Genomic DNA, 24140 nt, shown 5'->3' with positions numbered 1-24140 from the left:
AGATATCATGAGTGCCGTTTACGCAGGAGAACTCATGATCTGGATAATGCTTGCCACGCTGGCGGTGGTGTTTGTGGTTGGTTTTCGGGTGCTGACATCCGGGGCCAGAAAAGCGATTCGCCGCCTGAGCGATCGGCTGAATATTGACGTGGTGCCTGTCGAATCGATGGTCGATCAGATGGGAAAATTAGCCGGTGACGAATTTTTACGTTATCTGCATCGCCCGGATGAGTCGCACTTGCAAAACGCCGCGCAGGTGTTGCTCATCTGGCAAATTGTCATTGTCGATGGCAGTGAACAGAACCTGCATCAGTGGCATCGAATTTTGCAAAAAGCCCGTCTCGCCGCACCCATTACCGATGCACAGGTGAGGCTGGCGCTGGGTTTTCTACGAGAGACAGAGCCTGAAATGCAGGAAATTACCGCTTTCCAGATGCGCTATAACGCGTTTTTTCAGCCTACTGAGGGCGTTCACTGGCTGCATTAAAACCGCTTTGCCTGATGCGACGCTGGCGCGTCTTATCAGGCCTACAGACCGAGTACGGATAAGGCGTTCACGCCGCATCCGGCAATCTTTGTCTTGTTCCGTTTCAATCTTACCCTTACCTCATGCGACACCGTAAAAGTTGCAAAAACGTTAAATGCATCACACATTTCAATGTTAAAGTGGTCGGCTTTTCCCCTGAAACATGCCTCGAGTAACACCATGAGTGAATTTATTACAGAAAACCGCGGCGCGGGTGCCATCAGCCGACCGAACTGGTCAGCCGTTTTCTCGGTGGCGTTTTGCGTCGCTTGCCTGATTATCGTTGAGTTTTTGCCTGTCAGTTTATTGACGCCAATGGCTCAGGATTTAGGTATTTCGGAAGGTGTTGCCGGACAATCGGTGACTGTTACCGCCTTTGTAGCGATGTTTGCCAGTTTGTTTATTACCCAGACAATTCAGGCCACTGACCGTCGCTACGTTGTTATTTTGTTTGCCGTTTTGCTGACGCTCTCTTGCTTGCTGGTTTCCTTTGCCAGTTCCTTCAGGATGTTGTTAATCGGCCGCGCTTGTCTGGGACTGGCGCTGGGTGGGTTCTGGGCAATGTCAGCGTCGCTGACCATGCGGCTGGTGCCGCCTCGAATGGTGCCGAAGGCTCTGTCGGTGATCTTCGGTGCCGTTTCTATCGCGCTGGTGATTGCCGCGCCGTTAGGCAGCTTTTTAGGCGAGCTTATCGGCTGGCGCAATGTCTTTAACGCGGCGGCAGTGATGGGCGTTCTGTGTATTTTCTGGATTATTAAATCATTGCCCTCACTGCCTGGCGAACCGTCACATCAGAAGCAAAATACCTTCCGCCTGTTGCAGCGTCCGGGGGTGATGGCCGGGATGATCGCTATCTTTATGTCCTTTGCGGGGCAATTCGCTTTCTTCACTTATATTCGCCCTGTGTATATGAATCTGGCGGGATTCGGCGTAGATGGTTTAACGCTGGTACTGCTGAGTTTTGGTCTCGCCAGCTTTGTCGGTACATCGCTTTCGTCGATCATTCTTAAACGTTCGGTAAAACTGGCCTTAGCGGGCGCACCGTTAGTGCTCGCCTTTAGCGCGCTGATACTGGTGTTGTGGGGAAGCGATAAAATTGTTGCTACCGGCGTGGCGATTATCTGGGGGCTGACCTTTGCTTTAATTCCCGTTGGCTGGTCAACGTGGATCACCCGCTCACTGGCTGATCAAGCAGAAAAAGCCGGGTCTATTCAGGTGGCCGTTATTCAGCTTGCCAATACCTGTGGCGCGGCAATCGGCGGTTATGCGTTGGATAACATTGGCCTGACTTCGCCGTTAATATTGTCCGGTACGTTGATGTTGCTTACCGCACTGTTGGTTACCGCAAAGGTGAAAATGAAGAAATCCTGATGTCAGGTTAAAGAGGCGTTAGTCAGAGGTCATTGCCACTCTTACATATCCGGGCATTCTACCCGACCCAACGCTTCCCAGTAGTTATTCTGATTATTACGCTCCATCGCCACGATGGCTTCGCGTATGTGTTGTTTATTGCCTTCATCTGACAACATTAACTTTTCCCATGCTTCATCTGACAATGAAGCCTGTGGGGTGCAAATTTTCCGCAAATCCTGCAATACCGTATTTTTCTCTTTTGCGGATTGTAATGAGCTAAAAGGTGACTCGGCGTATACGATATCTGGCACAGTAAAAACGGTGAAAATAAGCAGTAGTGTCGTTGATTTCATGGATTCAACCTCTTACAAATGCGCATCGAATAAAGCATAAGTGTAGTTTGCTTTATTCGCTCTCATCATGCTGTACGAAACGCGCTTGTGTAGTCAGTAAGAAGTGCCAGACCTTATATGCCTCTTTTATTCCTTTTTATTCTTATCGATAGCGTTTCGTTTTTTAAACCGCAGCGACCTTACCGCTATAGTCAGGTAATCATTAATAAAAGGATAAAAAATGAAACTGACAACACATCATCTACGGACAGGGGCTGCATTATTACTGGCGGGGATCTTGCTGGCAGGCTGCGACCAGCAAAGCAGCGATACAAAACACATTAAAGTTGGCGTAATTAACGGTGCCGAACAGGATGTGGCGGAAGTCGCTAAAAAAGTGGCCAAAGAGAAGTATGGCCTTGAGGTTGAACTGGTAGGATTTAGTGGCTCATTGCTGCCTAATGATGCAACAAATCATGGTGAACTGGATGCCAACGTTTTCCAGCATCGCCCTTTCCTTGAACAGGATAATCAGGCTCATGGTTACAAGCTGGTGGCGGTGGGAAATACCTTTGTCTTCCCGATGGCTGGTTATTCGAAAAAAATCAAAACGGTCGATCAGCTAGAAGATGGGGCGACAGTAGCAATTCCGAATGATCCGACCAATCTGGGGCGTGCGCTGTTACTGCTGCAAAAAGAGAAACTGATCACCCTGCAAGAGGGAAAAGGTTTACTGCCAACGGCGCTGGATATTACCGGGAACCCGCGCCATTTGCAGATAATGGAGCTGGAAGGGGCACAATTACCGCGAGTGCTGGATGATCCGAAAGTGGATGTGGCAATTATCAGCACGACTTATATTCAGCAAACCGGGCTTTCCCCGGTGCATGACAGCGTTTTTATTGAAGATAAAAATTCGCCGTATGTGAATATTCTGGTGGCGCGGGCAGATAATAAGGATGCAGAAAATGTGAAGGAATTTTTGCAATCTTATCAATCACCGGAAGTGGCTAAAGCGGCAGAAACTATCTTTAACGGTGGCGCGGTGCCGGGCTGGTAATCATCAACCGTACCGCGCTGGATAGTTAAATCTTTCTGGCGCGGCGGCGGGAATCTACAGAAATTAATATTACTGATGAAAGAATCAATAGTGTCCCTAACCAGTCTGGTAATGTGAAGGTGATCCCCAGTAACAGCAAAGAAAGCAGCGCGCTACTTAACGGTTCTGCGCAACTCAAAATGCTGGCTTTCGGCCCGCCAATTAACTGTGCGCCCTTCAAATACAGACTAAAGGTCAGTGAAGTTCCAATTACCACCAGATAGAAAAACGCCAGGATCAGGCTGCCATTAACCACGAAATTTGTTCCTTGCCCGGCATAAAAAGGTAGCAGGATCAGACCACCAATGAGCATACTCCAGCCAACGACGGGCAGTGTGCCGTAACGGGCAATGAGCGTTGAGGGGTATGTTGTATAGAATGCGGCAGCGAAGGCTGAAGCTATCCCCCAGAACAGCGCGGCAGGAGAGATCGATAACGATGTCGGATTACCGTGGGTGACCAACAAAAAGGTGCCCACGAGAGAGGTCAAAATCGCGGTAAATACCAGAATGCCGGGGCGTGATTTACGTACTAGTGAGAACCAGGCCACGATAATCGTTGGTGATAAAAATTGCAGCACCGTTGCTGTAGCGGCATTGGATTTTTCGATGGTCAGTAAGAAAGTAAGCTGGACGGTCAGCGCGCCAACGATGGAAAAAATCAGCAGGCTGATGGCATCTTTATGATTTCTAATGATTGAGAAGACTTTATCGCCGTGGACAAATGAGAGTGTCAGCAGAATAAACCCGGCAAATATCAGTCGCGTCATGGTAAGAAACTGCGATGACATCTGGCTTTGCTCCATGATGTATTGTGCGCAGACCCCTGAACTCCCCCACAAAACGGCGGCAATTAGAACGTTCAGCATCCCCTTTCTGGTGGAACTCATATTTTCCTCTGCATACTGTTTTGTCGTTTATGTTGCAGGCATGATAGCAAAAATGGCGAGGATGGCCGTGTTCGTGCAAGGCATATTTATAAAACCAGTGAAATGCTTGTTAAACTGTCATGTTATGGCGTTATCACTTTTTTTTGACAGCGTGCTACTGTTCGCTTTTTAAACGCGAAGAATGCTATGCAAATCCATAAAGTAATAACCCCCGAGTTTGTGAAGAAGTTTTCCTGCGTCGGTCCCAACTGCCTGATTTCCTGCTGTCAGGGATGGAATATACACATCGACAAGAAAACCCATCATACTTACCTCAACGAACAACACCCGAAAATTGCCCAGTTGGCGAAAGAGAATCTATTACGGGTGCGAAATGGTAAAAGCCGCTATTCGATAATCAAACTGGACGCGCAGGGGCAGTGTCCGTTTCTCGATGAAAATAAACTCTGCCTGGTTCATCGCGATCTGGGAGAAGAAGCGCTTTCAGAAACCTGTTCTACTTATCCACGTAACAAAAGGCACTACGCGGATACAACTCGCCATTCGATGGTGCTCTCATGTCCAGAAGTAGCCCGACTGGTATTGTTTGATGCCGACAGCATGTTAGTGCACGAACAGGATGAGCTGTTGGCGAAGGCGAAAACCCCCTTCACTGCCAGGCAGCCGGTTAATCAGATCCACCAGATTGTGCATCTCTTTGCCTGGCACCTCCTGCAGTCGCCATCGTTGAACGTTGAAGAGAATCTGATAGCGCTGGCACAGTTTATGGTTTACCTACAGCGTATTGAGTTCGATCTGCACCGCTATTTTGTGCAGGCTGAACAGTACCATCAGGAGTTATTAAGCGAGCTGGCGGCAGGTATTAGCCTGATGAGTCAATCAACGCCTACGGAGTCGGTGGGATTGAAGGTGCGTGCGCTGACGGTATTGGGTTCGCTTGTCGCGAATAAGAGCAGCAGGGATCGTATTATTGCTGATGCGCATCGAAAGATGGCAGTGTATTTAGACGTAGCAAACAGCCCGGATAAGCAGGTTCTGGCTGACAAGTTTGCAGTTCTGGACAAGCAGTGGCAGCAGCTTTGCCAGGAATCTATCCTCAGCGCTCCGCATGTATTGCGCAATTTACTGACTTACAAAATTTACCACAGCCATTTTCCTGAGGCTGATTTCTCAACGGTTATGCGCCAGGTTTACCGTTTGATCCTCGACTATTTCTACACAAAGCATTTGCTGAGTGTGATATCGCTGGAAGTCACTCCAGATGAGGCAACGGTGCTGAAGATTGTGGCGAGCCTTGCTGAGAAAACCTTGCATTCGCCAATTATCAATCAGCGGATGGATAAAGCGATCGACATGATCAATACCGGGGACGATCTCTCCTGCTTGCTGTTGATTTGTTGAAAAACAGGCGCAGTAGTAAGCCAGAAATCCCAGGGAATGCCAGCTTCAGCTCCCGTTGTTTCATTAGCGCAGGTAAAGCCAGGTCGATATGAAGCAGCATCGGGGAACAGGATTTCCCGGTGATTGCGGCCAGATCAGTCAGGTAAGATACCCCCAATGACCCCCCAAAAATAACGTGCCGCAGGTTGAAGTCGGTTGACCTCAGGATACAAATAAAACCTGGTATATAAGGAAATAGAAGAGGTTTTGTGAATGTCGGGAGAGTTCAGAAGAGGCAAATTGGCGGAAGATTATCGGGGTCGTATTTGATGGTTAATTTATTGATTTAATATTCATATTTTGAATTGGATAAATGAGTAACCCCCATAAGTATCCCCAAATGGTTTTGCATATGGAGTTGGGGGCATTCTGAGCTACTTTTTCGACTCTTTATTCCACTGTAGCAAAGCGGCAATATCCTTCTCGCCTTCGGCCTCTTTTAAGCACCGTTGTTGTTTGGCAAACTGAACATACTCCGTCTGCGCTTTTTCATCGGCCATTTTCTTACTGATTTTACCCGCGCCGTGTAGAACCTCACGGTCATTAAATTGCAGGAACTGATCCAGCTTATCCTGCCAGTCGCGCAAAAAGACCTGCTGACGACGACGGGCCTGATCCTCGGCAAAGTCCAGCCACATGTTAACCACGCGATTAAGCTCGCTGACTTCATCCTGGGTGAGATAATTTTTTGCCACCGTCACGTCGCTCTTACGCACCTCTTCACCTTTATAGCTGGTCAGCCCCATATGCGGCTGGCTGGCATCGGCACGCAGATGAATGAGTTCAGCAGCGGTATGCCCGGTACAGGCAAAATGCAGTTTGTTCTGGATGGTTTGAAAAAATTGCGTGGTTTCTTTTAACGAAGGCTGATAGTCAGCAGCTAATGCAAAGATCTCCCGTACCCGCAAATATACCCGGCGCTCGCTGGCGCGAATATCGCGGATACGTTCGAGCATCTCATCAAAATAGTCGGGCACAACCGATGAACCGACAGGGGGATTCTTCAGTCGCTCATCGTCCATCACAAAACCTTTGATCAGGTATTCCTGAAGCGTCTGCGTTGCCCACTGACGGAATTGAGTGCCGCGAGGCGAGCGAACGCGATAGCCAACAGCGAGTATTACAGGCAGGCTGTAATGTAGCTTGTTGCGACTTACCTGGCGGTTACCTTCCTGTTGAACTTGTAAGTAAGACTTACAGGTTGCGTTTTGGTCAAGTTCGCCTTCTTCATAGATCGCTTTAATGTGCTGCGTGACGGCCTGAGGAGTGATCTGATAAAGGTTTGCGATGGTTGCCTGAGGGAGCCAGAGTGTTTCTTGTTCAAAGCGACATTCAACACGCACTTCTCCGTCACCGCTGGCAAACATAATAAATTCGCCTTCTGGGGACTGGGTTAAGTCTTTGTCTGACATGCCGCCTCCGTTAGAATCAAATCCGCAATGCTATAACTCACGTAGTATGCCAGAGAACCGCATATGAACAGTGTTATTTTGCTGATAACGCTGACGGATAGTGCTTCGCCACCATGTCATTCATCTTACCCACCAGATCCAGCCGCTTGAATGTGATATGCCCACTGCCTTTCTGGTAATCGAGTGCCATGACATCCTCCGGCTTTTGACGAATCCATCATCCAGGGGGATGTGCGCCAGTAACTAACCTGATACCCCAAAAATAACGCTATTCAGGACGGGTCACAGGATACAAATAAAGCCAGGTATATAAGGAAATAGAAGAGGTTTTGTGAATGTCGGGAGAGTTCAGAAGAGGCAAATTGGCGGAAGATCACAGGAGTCAAAATTGCCATATAACCATTTGATTCAAATCGTTTATATTTTTCTATTATAATTCATTTATACACATCCTTATACATATAATATCTATCGATTAATTTTTACACGTATCTTCACGCACGTTAACTCAGGGCCGGGCAAGACGCAAAGCGTCGCCTCCGGCATGGGTGCGCCGGGTGTCGGATGCGGTGTAAACGCCTTATCCGACCTGGATTCCCGTAGGCCGGACAAGACGCAAAGCGTCGCCTCCGGCATGGAGCGGTGCTACTGCTTCGCCTCAGCAAAACACTGGCTGATGATCTCCAGACCCTGACGGATCTGAGCATCTTCAATGGTGAGGGGGACAAGGATGCGCAGTACGTTGTAATAAGGGCCGCAGGAGAGAAGAATCAGACCTTTATCGCGGGCGCGCGCTACGATCTCGGCGGTGAGTTTCGCATCCGGTTTGTCGTGATCGCCATTTTCAAACAACTCGATCGCAATCATCGCCCCCAGCCCGCGCACATCGCTGATCTCAGGGTGTTTTTCGGCTATTGCCAACAACCCGTCTTTCAGTTTCTGCCCCAGATCGTTGGCTTTTTGCAGCAGATTTTCCTGCTCGAACACCTTCAATACTTCCAGCGCCGCCACGCAGGCAATCGGGTTACCCGCATAAGTGCCGCCCAGACCACCTGGTGCGACGGCGTCCATCACTTCGGCACGTCCGGTGACGCCCGCCAGCGGGAAGCCGCCCGCGATCGATTTCGCAAAGGTGGTGAGATCCGGTGCAACGCCCATTTGCTCCATCGCAAACAGCGTACCGGTACGTCCCGCGCCGCTCTGGACTTCATCGGCAATCAGCATGATCCCGTGCTCGTCACACAGCGCGCGTAAACGTTGCATAAAGGCTGGCGTCGCGGCGTAGAAACCGCCTTCGCCCTGAACCGGCTCAATCACGATGGCGGCGATATCTTCCGGCGCCGCGTCATTTTTGAAGATTCGGTGGATACTGGCGATAGCGTCATCTTCACTGATGCCATGCAGTGGGCAAGGGTAAAGCGCGCGATAAACATGGCCCGGCATCAGCCCCATACCCGCAGAGTACGGATTCACCTTGCCGGTCAGCGCCAGCGTGTAGTGCGTGCGCCCGTGATACGCACCGCTAAAGGCGATGGTGCCGCTGCGTTTGGTGGCGGCGCGGGCGATTTTTACCGCGTTTTCCACCGCTTCCGAACCCGTGGTGACCAACAGCGTTTTTTTGGCGAAATCGCCCGGCACCTTCTGATTCATAACCTCGCACAACTCCAGATACGGCTCGTAAGCCAGCACCTGGAAGCAGGTATGCGACAGTTTTTTCAACTGCGCTTCCACCGCCGCAACCACTTTTGGATGCAGGTGCCCGGTGTTGAGCACTGCAATCCCGCCCGCGAAATCAAGATACTCACGGCCTTCAACGTCCCACACCCGGCAGTTTTCCGCGCGGTCAGCGAAAATCGGGTGAATTTGCCCGACGCCACGGGGGATCGCCTGACTGCGGCGCTGCATTAACTCTTTATTGCTGCTCATTCGCGTTCTCCAGTTAAAGACCGATGCACATATATTTGATTTCTAAGTAATCTTCGATGCCATACTTCGAACCTTCACGACCCAGACCCGAGGCTTTAATGCCGCCGAACGGGGCCACTTCATTGGAAATAATGCCGGTATTGATGCCGACGATGCCGTACTCCAGCGCCTCGCCCACGCGGAAGACGCGGCTTAAATCACGAGCGTAGAAGTAGGCGGCAAGGCCAAACTCGGTGTCATTGGCCTGCGCAATCACATCGGCTTCGTCTTTAAAGCGGAATAGCGGGGCGAGGGGGCCGAACGTCTCTTCTTTCGACACTTTGGCGTTGGCCGGAACGTCCACCAGTATGGTCGGCTGGAAGAAGTTGCCGCCGCGTTCGTGCGCTTTACCGCCGCAAACCACGCGCGCGCCTTTCTCCAGCGCATCGGCAATATGCTCTTCCACTTTTGCTACCGCTTTTTCATCGATCAGCGGTCCGATGGTGACGCCTTTTTCCAGTCCATCACCGATTTGCAGTTTGCTCACCGCCTGCTGCAATTTTTCGGCAAAGCGGTCATACACGCCGTCCTGCACGTATAAACGGTTGGCGCAGACGCAGGTTTGCCCGGCGTTGCGGAATTTCGAGGCCAGCGCGCCTTCCACGGCTTTATCGAGATCGGCATCGTCAAAGACGATAAACGGCGCGTTGCCGCCGAGCTCCAGCGACACTTTTTTGATATCTTTCGCGCACTGTTCCATTAACTGGCGGCCAATTTCGGTCGAGCCGGTAAACGACAGCTTGCGCACCAGCGGGTTGCTGGTCAGTTCGTTACCGACCGCGCCCGCCGAACCGGTGACCACGTTAAACACGCCAGCCGGAATGCCCGCGCGAATCGCCAGCTCTGCCAGCGCTAGCGCAGAGAACGGCGTCTGACTGGCGGGCTTCAGCACCATCGTGCAGCCTGCCGCCAGTGCCGGACCGGCTTTGCGGGTAATCATCGCCGCCGGGAAGTTCCACGGCGTGATGGCTGCGGTGACGCCAATCGGCTGCTTGATCACAATCAGGCGCTTATCGGCCTGATGACCGGGAATAGTGTCGCCATAAATACGTTTGCCTTCTTCGGCAAACCACTCAATAAAGGAGGCGGCGTAGCTGATTTCGCCTTTCGCTTCAGCCAGCGGTTTGCCCTGTTCGAGGGTCATCAGGCGCGCTAAATCGTCCTGATGCTCCATCATCAAATTGAACCAGTTGCGCAGAATGGTGGCGCGTTCTTTGGCGGTGAGCGCACGCCAGGCGGGCAGGGCGCGGCTGGCGGCGTCGATAGCGGCACGGGTTTCATCAGCACCCATTTTCGGCACGCTACCCAGCTTGTCGCCGTTCGCCGGATTGGTGACATCGATGACCTCGCCATTGTTGGCGTCCAGCCATTCCCCGTTAATCAACGCCTGCTGGCGGAATAAGTTACTGTCGTTAAGTTTCATCGCTACATCCTGTTTTCAAAGGTTATTGATTAAATGCGGCGTGTAAGGCATCCACACTACGTGCCGCTCGCAGCGTGCGTCCGGGGTTACTCTGGCTTGCCAGCAGCGTTTGTACATTGCTGACAATATGCGCACCAATAGGAATTGCTGATGTCGCTGCCGGGGAGGGCGCATTGCAGGTGTGGATCGTGCGCGGGGTGGTGACAAACAGAAAATCGTCAATCAGCTTGCCGTCCGGCGATACCGCCTGCGCCCGCACACCGGCGGGCCAGGGCTGGAGATCGCTTAACGAAAGCCGGGGACAATACTTTTGCACCAGCCGCAAATAGCCGCTTTTGCACAGCGAGTTTTTCATCTCGCCCAGTCCTGAGCGTAGGTGGTTTTGTAGCACCCGGCGAATCCCCGAAGAGCCCAAAATCTCCAGCGTGTCGCTAAATGAGAAGTCGCGCTTGCGATAGCCTTCGCGTTTGAAAGCCAGCACCGCGTTTGGCCCGACGGTCACGCTGCCGTCGATCATCCGGGTGAGATGAACGCCCAAAAATGGCATCGCCGGGTCGGGGATGGGGTAAATCAGATGGTTAACAATCTGGTTATGCTCCGGCGCAAGGCGGAAATACTCGCCACGGAACGGGCAGATGATAAAGCCCGGTTCGAGGCCGAGCATTTTCACCAGCCGGTCAGCCATTAGTCCGGAACAGCTAATCAGCGTCGATGCTTCATATTCGTCGCCCTGACGGGTACGTATCACCACGCCGTTTTTATGCTCACTGAGCGCGCTGACTTCGGCGTTATAGATAATCTCACCGCCTCTGGCCTGGAAGATTTTTGCCATCGCCGCCGTCACTTCGCGATAGCTGACAATGCCGCTGGACGGCACAAAAATACCGCCAAGCCCGGTGATATTCGGTTCGCGCTCGCGCAGTTCGTCGGCGTTTAACCATTCGCGCTCGATCCCGTTCGCCGCCGTGCGTTTCCACAACGCGCGCATCCGTTCCATTTCGAGAGCGGACGTGGCGACCAGCATCTTGCCGCAGTTGTCGTAGTGAATGCCGTTTTGATCGCAAAAGGCTTTGGTGGCGCGGTTTCCCGCCAGGCAAAATTTCGCCTTCAGGCTGCCGGGCGTGTAATAGACCCCGGCATGGATCACACCGCTGTTGTGGCCCGTCTGGTGACAGGCCGGGTCGGACTCTTTTTCCAGCAACGCAATGCGGGCGTCCGGATAGACATCAATCAGTTGCATGGCGGTCGACATGCCGATGATGCCGCCGCCAATAATCACAAAATCATACATCCGCTCAATTCCTTTGCGCTTACTGATGCGTCTGGTAGTGGTTAGTGGCGTAAGCGAAATAGCCACGCTGGCGCATCAGTTCGCGACGCAGATCCGGATGCGCGGTAAAGCGGTCGCGACCGTGCAGCCAGAACAGGTTGTTAATCAACAGGAATTTGCCAACGGGAACGGGGACAGACAGAATGCCTTTGCTGGTTTCAATGGCGTCGGAAAGCTCGCTCAACCATACGCCTTCTTCGAAGTCTTTCGGCTGGACGAACTGGTCGATATAGCGCATCACCGGGCGCCCCTGCTGATCGACGTCGAACACCGGATGGAAGACATCTTTGCTGACGTTTTTACTTGGCGGTGCGGCAAAACGCATCGGACGGCGCGCCAGCGGGTGGCTGAAAAAGTGGTCCAGATGTTCCCAGTCATCGAGATGCAGCAGCAGCGAATTTCCGCCCTGCATGTTTTGTTCGTCGATTTTCATCATCAGCACGTAATCAGTGATCTCTTCGACATAGGTGCCGTCGTTATGCAACTCCATCACGCGGTGCGGCTGGCGCAGATAGCTGTCTGAGTTATCGACATTTTTCACCACAAAACGCGCATAATACTGACCGCTCATCGCATCGAAATTTGAGCGACCAATCAGATGCGCCACCGCCGTCGCCAGCTTCACCATCTCATCCGCCTGCTTCACATCATCGACACCTACCGCATTGATCAACAGCGCACCTTCAGCGCGGTTTAGCAACGTCTTCAACAGCAGCGGCTGTAGTTGGTTTGCACACAGATCGTCGAGAATTTTGCCCACCCGAAAACGCAGAAACGATTTGTACTCCAGCGCCTGCACGGGCCACTCGGCAACCTGTTCGAGAAACTGTTTGGTCGTCTGTTCGGTGAAGGTGAGTTCCAGCAGACGCGGGGATTGCGCCGACGGTATGAGGGTGAATCCGCTATAGTCCTGGCCTGAATCGACAGTATTGGTTTGTACGGCGGTCAGTGCATTCATCAGAAGCAATCCTCTTATGAGATGTAGGGTGACATGGCGATGCTCACTTCGTAGCCATAATCTAAAAATATCTACATTTCTGAAAAATGCGCACAAAAGAGACATATTGTTTTCTTATTGTGATCAAAAACAATATTTTATTAACATATGGTGAGGTGAGTTATAGATGCTTTTTTAGAGAAATAATTATTTAAAATAATAAGTTAGTGATGGTTATAGGAGGTGAGTATTGGGTGTGATTTCAAACTTCAAAACAAACGTGTCCTGCGATTTAATACACGATTGAGTTAATTTGAAATAACCTGTTGTAAACAGGTGAGTTTTAGTTCTTCACCTGTTTGGCAGGGGGGAGAATAATGCGTAGTCTCCATACATTATGTAAGTATCCCGCATAATCGTGCCATTCACATTTAGAGACCCTTTTGCATTTCAGAAGAGCAACGGCCCCCTTGATTAAGGATAGCGTTGCATCGACCCGTTGAACTCAGAGCTCATAACAGACATTCATTTTTTATGGCTGAAAGGCATTCGTGGCTGGTTGATATATGGAAGCTGTGAACGAAAAGAATGGTGCTTGTTGAGGGGATAGATGAAGCACAGCCAAATTAAGCAGATGAAAAAATAAAAAAGCCCGCATAAGCGGGCTTCTATGTCACTAAAGAGCTGCGGCTCCTTTGCGTATCCTTTTTTGTCTCCTCACCGTCTGGTCGGTGTCCTGCTGAGACTGCTAACTTCCTGTTTTTGTTGGTGTTGTTCTTACACCGTCTAATCATGATTGGCTGGCGGAGTTTGAATAAATATTGTATTGCTTTGATTTTTAATGATTTTGTTTAATTCAGTTTTTGTGCGTATACCTAATCGTATACCAATGGCTGTAAGTTAATGTGAAATGAAAGCGCATTTTTACTTGGATTGATGCTATATCGTACCTGCTGCAGCGCTACAGCATCCTGACTTTCTGGAGAAAAATCTTTCAGGCCAAGTTGCTTGCGGTAGGCATCCCACCAGCGTGAAAGAAGCTGGTAACGTCCAGCGGCTGTTGATTTGAGTTTCGGATTTAGCGTGACAAGTTTGCGGGGGTGATCGGAGTAATCAGTGAACAGTTCGCCACCGACAATAACATCATAACCGTGATTTCTGGTTTTCTGCCGTCCGTTATCTGTTCCTTCTGACCATGCCACCATATCAAGGAAAGCTTTACGCTGGGAATTAAGTGTCTGCATTAATTACTCCTTATGGGCACCGAACTTGTTACCGATGACCCTCATTGCCGCACCACGAATAGCATCAACACCAATCAGCCCCACCCCACCACCAATGGCAACAGAAAGTGATTTAGGCCATCCGACATACTCAAGCGCGGATGCAAAGGTCAGCGTCAGAGCACCACAAAGCAGAATCTCAAGCGTTTTTCGTTTCCAGCCGCCGCCACCGCCAAAATAGGCAATGCGCAAACCAGCCATAATAATTGACATAACCACTGCACCCAGCGGCGTATCTCCACGCCACCAACTTTGTAAGAGTTCCAGTAAGTCAGGCCAGGAATGAGGGGCATTGTGCATTTTCATAAGCCTCACCTCCGAGAGTTCGGATGGTGCTAAGTGTAAGATTCAGGCTCTCAGGCTTGCTAACAAGAAGTCGAGGATGTTTCCGGAGCCTAACAACGAAAAAGCCCCGGGACATGCCGGGGCCAGATGGAGTGCCAGATTAAGCTTCTGGCGGTATATACTCGTGTTTGATATCGTTAAATCGCCAAAAGTAACAATTCAAACAAAGAGGATTTTTATGTCTGAAAAAAACAAACCACAAGGTGAAAATAAACCTCAGCAACCCGTGGCACCAAAACCAACTCCAACACAAAGTACTACAGACTTTGCTACACGTCGTGTTTTTGTTGGAGATTCTGCCGACTCAGTCATTGAACATATAAAAAAACAGCCGAGATAAACATCGCCGCTACCGGAGCAAGGATGGTATACATCCTTGCTTTATCGAGACTCGTGCGGATTTTCTCATTTTCCAACAGTAACTCTCTTGCTGTATCACTCAAGTCAACAAGGCGATACCTTCGTATAAGCGGCAATAACTTATCAGGTCCTAAATATCCTGCATCAGCGAATATTTTAAAGCTCGAGGGCTCCATATCCTTATATTTTTCATGATATAGATGATCAGGAGGGGCATTGATCAGGCCCCTAACCTTCACAGATAAACCAGTACATACCAAGTAAATGGCGCACCATGTCCATAGTAATGTAAATGTGGTAATTCCGGCGGTGAGAAAATCGAAATTAGTTTTCTGTGTCAGCAATAAAAAAGATGAACCAATTCCAACAATCTGAATGTTCAGAAGTTTGTATCCATTCTCAACATTGGTTTTGTTAGAAAGATGAATCTCTCGTATCGTCTCTTCCCCTTGTTTTTCAAGATAATCGACGAGCTCATCATCTACTCCTAAAAAATAATCTTTAGGTAGTTCTCTCATCTCACCTCCACATCCTGTACTGAAAACAATTTTACCAGAATGTCTCGATTCTAGGTATTCCGCCAGGAATCGCGCTCCAGAAATGAAACATCAGGTTCGCCAGTACCAGAAACAACAAAACCCGCTCAATGGCGGGTTCTGGTAAAGTTCATGCGCTTGGTTCGCCTCGCGATACAGCTTTGCGAAGCATACCGGAATTGAAGCAGTTTATGCGTAAAAAATCAAGCTATTTTTTGAGCAAATGATTCTCGCATGGGAATATATAGGGCATACTCAGCAACAGCCAACCAATTAGCAATTCGCTTTTCGCATGTGCTAAAACACCACTCAGGATGTGCATCATTTAGCAATTCAGCCATTTTGCGCTTAGTCATCCCCCGTCCTTCATACCGTTGCCGGAGGACACTAATCAATCCAGGATGCTCTGCCAGCACCTCACTTATGACTCTATCAATACATAACGCCTCTGCATCAGTACAATGCGCCAGCCAGGTCTTTTGCTTGCCATTGATCATCTCTCGCAAAAACGCTTCCAGCTCAGGTTTCTCTATTCCCGCTTTTTTCATCCTGCGCAGGGCTTCATTGACGGCTGTTTTCGTCAATTTTTTGGATGCCAGCAACTGGTTAAACATATTTCCCGTCTTACCGCCGCCAATATACGACCAGCGCCCCCACATGCGCAGTTTTCCCTGAATCCAGACACTTTCCAGCGTGGTGAGACGAAGGTGTTCCCCGCTTTTGCCTGTATTTGTTGGGTAAATCATAAATAACCTTCCTTTCTCCAGATTTCTTGTGTGCGAAAAACACCTTCTGCATGCATCAGGCGTAATTCTTCTTTGGTGTAATCGCTGGTTTTTACCCGCCCGTCGATTAAATCGTGGCATGAGCTACAGGCAATCGCTGCCTGCATATCGTGTGGTTTTGTCGCTGTTCCGCACGTCCCCGCCAGCCTGTAATGCGCCAGCACAGATGTTTCGGGATTGTGATTGCAGTAGCCAGGAATTCTGACGGTGCACATCTGCCCCCGCGCCGCTTTACGTAAATCCACCATTACGCAAACTCCAGTAACTGTGCGGCCACATTTTCGACTTCCTCCGGAGAGGAAAATTTACGGAACAGGATCCAGTTCCACAGCACATTCAGTACAGATTTATAAACCTGCTGAAACTCGGTTTCGTCCATGTTCGCAAAAGCGATGGATTTCGCCAGACGCCCATGGCTACCGTCCGGATAAAAATGTTCGGTGTAAAATCCAGCCTGAATGGTTACCCACTCGCGAAAAGCCTCAAACGACTTTAGCAATGCCGTATCCCGGGTTCTGCGTGTCGCAACTGTATTCAGATATTGCTCTGCGGCATCACTCAGGGCTGGCGTGTGTTCCCGACCAACTGATTCGCACAGGTAATCAACGAAACCAGACAGCAGTTCTCGTTCGCGAGGCGTGATCGCCCCACCGACCGGAGTCCAGTAATCGAATCCCAGTTGCAGGAGTTTGAAAAAACGCTTGTGGAATGCGTAGTTACGCACACGCTTAAAGTCTGCGTGTATCCACTCACCTATTTTGATTTGATGCAGAAAATCGCAACTCTCCGGCGTCGCCGGGAGAAGTAAACCAGAAGAAGTTTGTTTGACCAGTTGTATATGCGCCATTTCTCAATCTCTCGATGGCGCAGTGCAGCAGATGCCAGTTGTTCAGGCTGACGTATAAAGTATAAATAAACTGGTTCCAGTGTAAAGCCCCCACATTGATGGAATAAAAATCAAACAATAGATTGCTGGGATAAAATACAACGCTTATTATTAAAAGCGGTTAGACAAATTAAATTTTAATGTTATGCAAATCTGCCAGATCAGCATAATATCTCATTTGAAAACCGCTGAAATAACAATCCTATCAGGATTAATCATATTAAGGTGAGTAAATATGGAAAACAACAAATCTGCACATTACGCTCCTTTTTTATCTGTAATACTTTTTGTTTTTTGCTGTGTATGGGCATTATTTTTATAAAAATATTCACAGATAAAATAAACTCGCCGAATCAGGTTAAGTGTGGGTGCGTTGAGGATGCCTGACACATCAGAGGCGGCGAGGGATTTCTCCCTCGCCTGGTCACTCTTACTCCTCAGGTTCGTAAGCTGTGAAGACAGCGACCTCCGTCTGACCGGTTCGGATTCGCACCTCGCAGAGGTCTTTCCTCGTTACCAGTGCCGTCACTATGACGGTTAAACAGATGACAATCAGTGCGACTAACATCGCCTTTTGCTGCTTCATAGCCTGCTTCTCCTTGCCTTCCGGCGCGTAAGAGGCTAACCTACATGTGCAAAGCATGAAATTGGCCTCAGATTAATGTTAAGCGTCTTGCCGGACGCGTAATGTTATCTGGGGCTTTTCTCTATCTGCCGTTGGTGTTCATGCCCGAGGCAGATAGCCTCAAGCACCCGCAGCAATTCTACTTAACCCCCGTCACCTCGCCAATATAAAATCAATCAGAAAGGCGATCCATAAGAACAACAGCAAGACAATAAATTGCCATTACAGCCGCAATAGCTAGCGCACATTTGAGAACCAGCACGACAACCTCCTGTATTGGGCGTACACCAGTCCTGATAAATATGAGGATGTCTCGTCAGTGATTCAATGCAACTATTGGGTATAGTTTCTGTGATTTTGTTCTGTAGAAATGGAACACAACAACCAGTCACCACCAGCACTTCCTTAAATGCTCTAAGTCAGAAACAAGCCAACATTTTAGTCCGCTTTGAGCGAAGAGCGGACGCTCGCATCTGTCCCAACACACTGAGGGCTTCACGAACACCTAGGTGTACTCGTCAACTGGGAAAAAGTCAGATTATCTGCGTAAGTTTCAGCGTAAAAATTGGGCACTATAAAAGTGCCCAAACTGTAGAAAAATACATAATGCTATGTATCTGAGCCAAACATAGAGCGCCGCCTTGTTATTTTATAATAAGTGGGATTTTCATTATCCACCTCAAAATCAGAGAAGAAGTGGTTATCTCTTAATGCTGTTAATAAACTTTGATTAGTTGAATCAACTTCAATTTTAGGTTTGCCTCGCCCCAAAATTTTACTGAACTCCGATAAACCAAGCAGATCAAGATACTCTTTGCAAGTCGTCTTACTCAAATCCTTACCCGGCAACAAAGCGATTAGCAGTGCTATTTTATTCTGCATATTCAGTCCCTCTGCGACAAACAGGTTTTTTAGTAACGGTTCAGAAACATCATTAGGACTTGCTATCAATGCTGATATATCCTGTATTGCTCGACTCAAGATGAGCGACTGAGTAGAGGTTCCCCAAGTTTTATAAGATGACGTCAAGATTAGAAGTTCATCTGGTTTAAAATTATTTTCTAAAATATAGTCATTAACGACCTGAGAGTAATTCTTACTATAAATAGCCAACGGAGTTTTAACAAACTCGAGTAGCTTAACTTTCAAATCATCATCAACTTTCCAAGAAAGTATTGATATAGCCTCATCCAAAATAAAGTTATCAATCGTCATTAATTCAACGTATGCCCTGATATTCTTATGAATATAATAGGAAAGTTGCTCTGAATAGTTATCTCGTATGAAATTAAGTGGCGCAACATTCATACGAATAATATTTTTATCCACTAATATTTTGAACTTATCACTCGCGATATTACTAGCGCTAAAGGATGTTTTACAAATAATATTTAGTGAGCAAATTAATTTTTCATATTTATCATTTGATAAATCATTACAGATAACAATCGATTTAAATAATTTACCTTTAAGCTCGTTATCAATATTAATATTTTGAAAATTCAGGTCTACATCAGTTCTATTGATAAATTCGATAAGTGAGTCATCCAGTCCATCAACATGTTCAAAATAAGAGACAATATTTTCCTCAGAGCACACTGCTCTATCTTTATCCAACAAAGATGACCATAAAGATTCGCTCTCAACCTCACTCAGAGATGTCACGAAAGTTTGCAAAGCGTTTATATACTGGCCTTTTTGTTCATCAGATATTCCCTCATTATTAAGAACGGATAAAACAATGGATTCATCATCCACGATTGAACCATCACAACTAGATAAAACCATATCCAGATAGTCCCTAATATGGTTATTAACATAACTAGCCAAGGGAGAATCAGGTTGTGACATCACTAGTGTATAGTTCTTATGGCGAATATCATCTTCACTATTAAGCGTGTAAACCTTACTCAGCATTAAGGTCAGGTTGGAAAAATTAATATCATAAAGTGAATGCTGGTAAACCGCATCAAAGAGTACTTTATTTGCGTTTTCAAATTTAATACTGACAAAAGAGACGTTAAGCAACTTAAAACCACTAATTAATTTGTCAACCTTCGGTTCTGATATTGCTAAATAACCTGCCGAATCAGAGATGTAATCAGTCAGACAATCATCAATATTAATGGCCTCGATGGCGTCATTGGCAGAATAATAAAACGTGCCTATAGAGTAGAGTTTAACCCAATCAGCAGAAAATTCACTCTCTGTCAGCGCATAAGAAAAAAACTCAGGCCACTGTGTATTTAATCGATTAATGAAGACAGGCTGAGCCCTCTCAGTTTCAAAGTAACCACGAATAAACTCAACTCTTCTATCTTTTCTTAGTTGTTTGAATAAACGTTTTATTAAGTTTACCTGGGCTGGCGTTTGAAGCAGATAAGCTAATAAATCAAAATTAAGCGCCTCTTCCTGTTCAAAATCCACTTCTCGAAGGCGGGCAACGACCAGCTTGGGGTTCTTGAGTTGATAAGTGAACTCTTTGCCTTTTTGATCGGTAATGCTGCGTAAAAACATCTTATCAATTCGACTCAGGCTATTTTCATAAAAATAGGTCATATAGTCGGTATAGGTTTCATCAATATAACCATCACGAATAAGGTATTTAAGCAAGTCAAAATACTCACTGCTTTTTATTTCATTAAAGTCTCTTTCCTCTCCAATTTCATTGGTATAGGTGAGTTTAAATATTTCATCAATGTTTTCTCTAGTTATTACTTCTTTAAGTCTTTTGTTTCTAGAATCAACCAAACTTTCTCTTGATCTTGATATAAGCTCATTAATTTCTTCTATTTTACCATTAAATTTATTTTCAACACTTTCTTTTCTAGCCGCCCTTCTCTTTGCTATATCAGCTTTCTCAGCCTGATTATAGTGAGGATGATTATTATATCTAGATAATTCCTTATCGTATATAGCATCAACCTCCTGACTAGAGTTGAGTATTTCATCATTGATTGCCTCAATCTCTTTTTTTCTATCTCTAATATCTTTTTCTATTTTCTTTATTTCTTCAATAATAAGGTTGTCTTTTTCACTAAATATGGTATAAACCATACCTTGATTAAGTTGCAACTCACTAAAATCTCTTGGGAAAATATTCTTATAGGCAATAATGGCCAACATTTTATTACAGTCAAGTTCTGTCGTGTTTAATTTGTTATAATAAATTTGAAATTCGTTATAAATATTCTTCAATATTCTCATATCATCAATATATAAAGACATCCCTTGTAGAAATCTTTCATTGAACAACTTGAGAATACCACCACCATCAAAATGTGTGATAAACTGATCGTAAGAGTTAGAACTATCAACAACAGGAATAACTGGAATGATATAATCAAAGAATTTGGTTCTATCCTTCGAAATGAAGATATCATCACGAAGCAAGTAAATAAAACGTAACGTCGATTTCTTGTGCCCTGCTGTGTCCCGTTGAATATTAACCAGTCTGTTAACCTCATGAAGACGTTCAAAGATGTTATTACTATTAAAACGGTCCATGTCTTCAAAAACAATGGCATCAGCATCAACGTTCTCGAAAAGGTACAATACTTCATTTAAATATCTATCGAAATAAGACTCGTTACTTTCTTCAAAAATCTCTATTTCATTACCCTGTAAATTTATTTTCTTAAGAACATTACGATTCTTTTGGGTTTTTATTAACTTGTAAATGAAAATACAAGATAGGATAGTACATATAAACCCACTAATTAAAAGCGTATCGTATTTAGTTGATAATGTAAGTAGTGTCTTTATATTACCTTCAGATAAAAGTGAAACAAACTTTTCCCACTTATTAAATAGCGTGATATGTAGTATCATAGCGATAAATAACACCGTAAAGATGGTGTTTATCACAATGTTGTTAGTTTTTATTTTTTTCTTTACTTTAAAATGTGTCTGGGGAATATCATCAGCATTAATTTGGTGAATTAACTGGTTAAGAACTTTACCTTCTAACGCGGTTTCATTTATATCTTTACTTGGTTCATTAGTTTCAGCTTCCTCAATCGATCTGAAATGAGCAAGTGAGATATGAACAAACTTTATATTTGAATGACTTTTCTTATAGGATTCGATAAGACTACTTTTTCCTGCGCTATATTGCCCTGATATCGCAACATTTTTTAGATCGTTATTGGCAAAAACAAAATCTATCGCATTTTTATATACACCCAGCTCAACATCGCTGAACGGCGTTAACTTTTGAAATTTATAGCTATCATCACTCATTGATATCCCTTCCCAATCTTCACCGAGAGAGCTGGCTTTCGGAGTTAATCAAACAAAATCATGCAGATAAAATTTCGCCTTATTATAGCAGACACAACTGCAAAGATTAGCTAAAGCCTCGTTGTTTTCTTCATCTATCCCTATAATTTTACACTACAGTTAGCACTTACTATACCTGAAAGCTTTGCTCGTAAAGAGCACAATCGCAAGTCAGCAAAGCACGACTTTGCAATCGAGCGCCGCTAAAACAGTGCTGAATCGCTACGACTTAGGCAGCCATCTTATCGGTTGGCAGATAATTTCTAACTTCCGCTTCTGGCACAAAGCGGACAACCACGCTAGCTCTCCCCTGTGCCAGAAAAATGTCAATTTACATATGAACTAATGCTCTTTGATCTAGTAACGTCTATAAATACCGAAGATTTCCTTGATAAAATGCCAGTACACGTTTCATAACTTCACTCTTCCGGCACTCGCGACAGATTATGTTCTGACGCCTGTCATAGCGGCGTATTTCTCCGTCTGGTAATGACCAGATAAGGTCAGGATCAACCACAACCGTTTTTTTCACCTTTGCCCTGGATAGTTTTTTGCGGGCGTTTTTCCAATCCTTACGAGCCTGTTCAGACGGGAATAACCCATAGCCAGAGTTGTATACATCGCCACTGGCAACCAACTCTCTGGCAAGAATGCTCATCAGATATCTTGTCGCACCTGTCTTGGCCTCCAGTTGCCTTAACGTCTCGCGCCCACTCTGGCGTACCAACTCAACAACCTGCTCCTTAATTTTTTCACGCTCTTCCTGTGTAAAAACTTTTGCCATAAGCGCCTCCGGCAATCACTTTTCCGACACAATACGACTGGAGGAATCGACAATCTGTCGGACAATATCCCGGTGCTTGTTCAGCTCCCGCAGCGCGGCGCAGACTCGCTCCCACTTCTGGACATGATTTTTCGCCCGACGCAGTTCGCGGTTTGCCATATGCAGCGATGGTAAAACTAGGTCATCCGCTTGCGTTTCAGTAAACGATGGCAGCGACTGCACAATGTCCGCCACAGTTTCTGTTTTAATATCTTCCTGTGTTGCCGCTTCCTGTACTGGTAACGCAACACCGGCTGGCTGAGGAAAGGCTTTACCATCAGTTTCCGCTACCGATGCAGCTTTCGGCTCTGCTGGTAAATTATCGCCCGGCATGCAGTAACGAAATTTACCGTTCTGGTTTACGCGAATCAGGCGTCCTTTGCTGATTGCCATTGCCAGCGTTGAAGCAACTTTGCGGGATGTTGTACCGAACAGCGTAGCCAGTTCATCCGCCGTTTGTGGTCCGCGTTGTTCAATCGTCGCGGTTAAATCGCACTCTGAGATTTTCACTACAGTTGCCGTGGTGGTTTCTTCCGGCAGTTCTGCCTGCATTGGCTGTTCCTGCTGAACGTTGTTATCAGCCACACGCCAGGTGTACGCGCTTTTATCAACGAAACCAGCTTTTTTCAGTTCCCATAGTTCGTTCAGCACTTCTTCACGACTGATATCAAGTCGCGCAGCAAGTTCTATGGATGTGGCTTTTCCCATTGCTTTCAGTGCGTCAAAAACAGTCTCCATAAAAATTTCCTCCCGGTAAAAATTACTTCTCAATTCCTGGCTGGACGACATTCGGACGCCAGCTCTCCCAGTTAAAATTCACCCATCGCCCGCCGTTCATGGTCATGCGATCCATAATCCGCTCGCCGAGCAATGTTTTCATGGCCTCATAGTTCAGGTTTGTCAGCATCCCCACGCTGCGCATCGACGCTGTCCGGCGATCAACAATCTGGTGCAGCACCACCTGCTCGTTTTTCGTCTCGCGCTGAATGCCAATTTCATCAAGAACCAGCAGATCCACTTCGCATAGTTCCCGCAAAAATTTTTCGCCTGACTGCCCATCGTCATAGCTGGCGTGCAGGGCACTCATAACATCAGCCACGGTAACCACAATCACTGTCTGACCGTCTTTCAGCAGGCGATTCCCGATAGCTGCCGCTAAGTGGTTCTTCCCGGTACCAGGTTTTCCGCTGAACGCAAAATTTGTACACCCGGTCATCAGTTCATCAGCGATGGATTTCGCCTGACTCAACGCGTATCGCTGCGCTTCGTTCTGCACCTGGTAATTCGAAAACGAGCATTTGCGGTGCAATGGCTGGATGCCAGAGCGATTCAGAATTTTTTCCACCCGCAACTGGCGATTCTGACGGTTGATCTCCTCACAACGTTTCTGGCCTTCGGAAAGTTGCCACTCGCGCCACTCCGCTACCGTCTTGAATGGCGCGGTTACATGTGACGGGGCCAGTCTGCGGATACGTTCAAGAACGTCGCCTGTCGCAATATTTTTCATGGT

General features: G+C 47.0%; 21 protein-coding genes and 3 pseudogenes. 5 read left to right on the top strand and 19 right to left on the bottom strand.

What is annotated here, in order from left to right:
* The first annotated feature begins 34 nt into the window (after window positions 1–34).
* A complete protein-coding gene (locus tag ESM_RS0109980) occupies window positions 35–487 on the top strand; it encodes a DUF1198 domain-containing protein (protein ID WP_001517442.1) in 453 nt (150 codons plus the stop codon).
* A gap of 219 nt (window positions 488–706) precedes the next feature.
* Window positions 707–1897 carry a purine ribonucleoside efflux pump NepI gene (gene nepI, locus ESM_RS0109975; protein ID WP_001288577.1) on the top strand — a complete coding sequence of 397 codons (1191 nt, stop codon included), beginning with the start codon at window positions 707–709 and terminating at the stop codon, window positions 1895–1897.
* A gap of 41 nt (window positions 1898–1938) precedes the next feature.
* Here the strand turns inward: nepI and yicS are convergent, their stop codons facing one another.
* Entirely contained in the window at window positions 1939–2232 is a 294-nt protein-coding gene (gene yicS / locus ESM_RS0109970; protein ID WP_000843473.1) for a protein YicS, read from the bottom strand.
* 220 nt (window positions 2233–2452) lie between these two features.
* On the opposite strand from yicS, the gene nlpA reads away from it, so the two are divergent.
* Window positions 2453–3271, top strand: a complete 819-nt coding sequence (gene nlpA, locus ESM_RS0109965; RefSeq protein WP_000779416.1) for a lipoprotein NlpA — start codon at window positions 2453–2455, stop codon at window positions 3269–3271.
* A 3-nt stretch (window positions 3272–3274) separates the two neighbouring features.
* Here nlpA and ESM_RS0109960 read toward each other — a convergent pair.
* A pseudogene (locus ESM_RS0109960) lies at window positions 3275–4199 on the bottom strand (carboxylate/amino acid/amine transporter).
* A gap of 186 nt (window positions 4200–4385) precedes the next feature.
* On the opposite strand from ESM_RS0109960, the gene fliB reads away from it, so the two are divergent.
* A complete protein-coding gene (fliB, locus tag ESM_RS0109955) occupies window positions 4386–5600 on the top strand; it encodes a flagellin lysine-N-methylase (RefSeq protein ID WP_001165572.1) in 1215 nt (404 codons plus the stop codon).
* A gap of 413 nt (window positions 5601–6013) precedes the next feature.
* On the opposite strand, the gene ESM_RS0109950 is transcribed toward fliB, so the two are convergent.
* From ESM_RS0109950 to ESM_RS0109915, 8 genes and pseudogenes are all read right to left on the bottom strand, one after another.
* Entirely contained in the window at window positions 6014–7051 is a 1038-nt protein-coding gene (locus ESM_RS0109950) for a virulence RhuM family protein (protein ID WP_001280590.1), read from the bottom strand.
* Window positions 7052–7124: 73 nt separating this feature from the next.
* Window positions 7125–7229: pseudogene (locus tag ESM_RS1000000126560) on the bottom strand (DUF4942 domain-containing protein); the annotation flags it as partial.
* A gap of 467 nt (window positions 7230–7696) precedes the next feature.
* Window positions 7697–8977, bottom strand: coding sequence for a 4-aminobutyrate--2-oxoglutarate transaminase (gene gabT, locus ESM_RS0109940; protein ID WP_000097664.1), 1281 nt, complete (start codon window positions 8975–8977; stop codon window positions 7697–7699).
* A 13-nt stretch (window positions 8978–8990) separates the two neighbouring features.
* Window positions 8991–10439 carry an NADP-dependent succinate-semialdehyde dehydrogenase gene (gene gabD / locus ESM_RS0109935; protein WP_000772889.1) on the bottom strand — a complete coding sequence of 483 codons (1449 nt, stop codon included), beginning with the start codon at window positions 10437–10439 and terminating at the stop codon, window positions 8991–8993.
* 22 nt (window positions 10440–10461) lie between these two features.
* The gene (gene lhgO, locus ESM_RS0109930; RefSeq protein WP_000271929.1) at window positions 10462–11730 is read right to left on the bottom strand and encodes an L-2-hydroxyglutarate oxidase; all 1269 of its coding nucleotides are present in this window, start codon (window positions 11728–11730) and stop codon (window positions 10462–10464) included.
* Window positions 11731–11749: 19 nt separating this feature from the next.
* Window positions 11750–12727, bottom strand: a complete 978-nt coding sequence (glaH, locus tag ESM_RS0109925) for a glutarate dioxygenase GlaH (RefSeq protein ID WP_010377831.1) — start codon at window positions 12725–12727, stop codon at window positions 11750–11752.
* 923 nt (window positions 12728–13650) lie between these two features.
* A pseudogene (locus ESM_RS01000000124555) lies at window positions 13651–13950 on the bottom strand (glycoside hydrolase family protein); the annotation flags it as partial.
* Between the two features lie 3 nt (window positions 13951–13953).
* Window positions 13954–14295 carry a phage holin, lambda family gene (locus ESM_RS0109915; RefSeq protein ID WP_000781775.1) on the bottom strand — a complete coding sequence of 114 codons (342 nt, stop codon included), beginning with the start codon at window positions 14293–14295 and terminating at the stop codon, window positions 13954–13956.
* A 163-nt stretch (window positions 14296–14458) separates the two neighbouring features.
* Here ESM_RS0109915 and ESM_RS1000000126550 point away from each other — a divergent pair, with 163 nt between their 5' ends.
* A complete protein-coding gene (locus ESM_RS1000000126550; protein ID WP_152948782.1) occupies window positions 14459–14674 on the top strand; it encodes a hypothetical protein in 216 nt (71 codons plus the stop codon).
* Here the strand turns inward: ESM_RS1000000126550 and ESM_RS0109910 are convergent.
* The 9 genes from ESM_RS0109910 to ESM_RS0109870 all read right to left on the bottom strand — a co-directional run bounded on the left by ESM_RS0109910 (window position 14643) and on the right by ESM_RS0109870 (window position 24137).
* A complete protein-coding gene (locus ESM_RS0109910) occupies window positions 14643–15212 on the bottom strand; it encodes a hypothetical protein (protein ID WP_001208722.1) in 570 nt (189 codons plus the stop codon). The genes ESM_RS1000000126550 and ESM_RS0109910 overlap by 32 nt on opposite strands.
* 221 nt (window positions 15213–15433) lie before the next feature.
* Window positions 15434–15976 carry a DUF1133 family protein gene (locus tag ESM_RS0109905; RefSeq protein WP_000640144.1) on the bottom strand — a complete coding sequence of 181 codons (543 nt, stop codon included), beginning with the start codon at window positions 15974–15976 and terminating at the stop codon, window positions 15434–15436.
* Complete coding sequence (locus tag ESM_RS0109900; protein WP_000228038.1) at window positions 15973–16263, bottom strand: DUF1364 domain-containing protein; 291 nt, start codon at window positions 16261–16263, stop codon at window positions 15973–15975. Before ESM_RS0109900 ends, ESM_RS0109905 begins: the two co-directional genes overlap by 4 nt.
* Window positions 16263–16862 (bottom strand): DUF1367 family protein, encoded by a 600-nt coding sequence (locus ESM_RS0109895; RefSeq protein ID WP_000940313.1) that lies wholly within the window; start codon window positions 16860–16862, stop codon window positions 16263–16265. The genes ESM_RS0109900 and ESM_RS0109895 overlap by 1 nt, the downstream gene beginning before the upstream one ends.
* A gap of 469 nt (window positions 16863–17331) precedes the next feature.
* A complete protein-coding gene (gene hokD / locus ESM_RS0109890) occupies window positions 17332–17487 on the bottom strand; it encodes a type I toxin-antitoxin system toxin HokD (protein ID WP_000813269.1) in 156 nt (51 codons plus the stop codon).
* Window positions 17488–18135: 648 nt separating this feature from the next.
* The gene (locus ESM_RS0109885) at window positions 18136–21768 is read right to left on the bottom strand and encodes a YobI family P-loop NTPase (RefSeq protein ID WP_001278661.1); all 3633 of its coding nucleotides are present in this window, start codon (window positions 21766–21768) and stop codon (window positions 18136–18138) included.
* A 406-nt stretch (window positions 21769–22174) separates the two neighbouring features.
* On the bottom strand, window positions 22175–22591 hold the full coding sequence (locus ESM_RS0109880; RefSeq protein WP_001151122.1) for a DUF977 family protein: 417 nt from the start codon (window positions 22589–22591) through the stop codon (window positions 22175–22177).
* 15 nt (window positions 22592–22606) lie between these two features.
* The gene (locus ESM_RS0109875) at window positions 22607–23368 is read right to left on the bottom strand and encodes a DUF1627 domain-containing protein (RefSeq protein WP_000450674.1); all 762 of its coding nucleotides are present in this window, start codon (window positions 23366–23368) and stop codon (window positions 22607–22609) included.
* Window positions 23369–23390: 22 nt separating this feature from the next.
* Entirely contained in the window at window positions 23391–24137 is a 747-nt protein-coding gene (locus tag ESM_RS0109870) for an ATP-binding protein (protein WP_000788968.1), read from the bottom strand.
* Window positions 24138–24140 lie beyond the last annotated feature (3 nt).

This window comes from Escherichia sp. TW09308, assembly GCF_000208565.1.
Lineage (GTDB): Bacteria > Pseudomonadota > Gammaproteobacteria > Enterobacterales > Enterobacteriaceae > Escherichia > Escherichia marmotae.
This window is presented reverse-complemented; position numbering and strand designations above follow the sequence as displayed.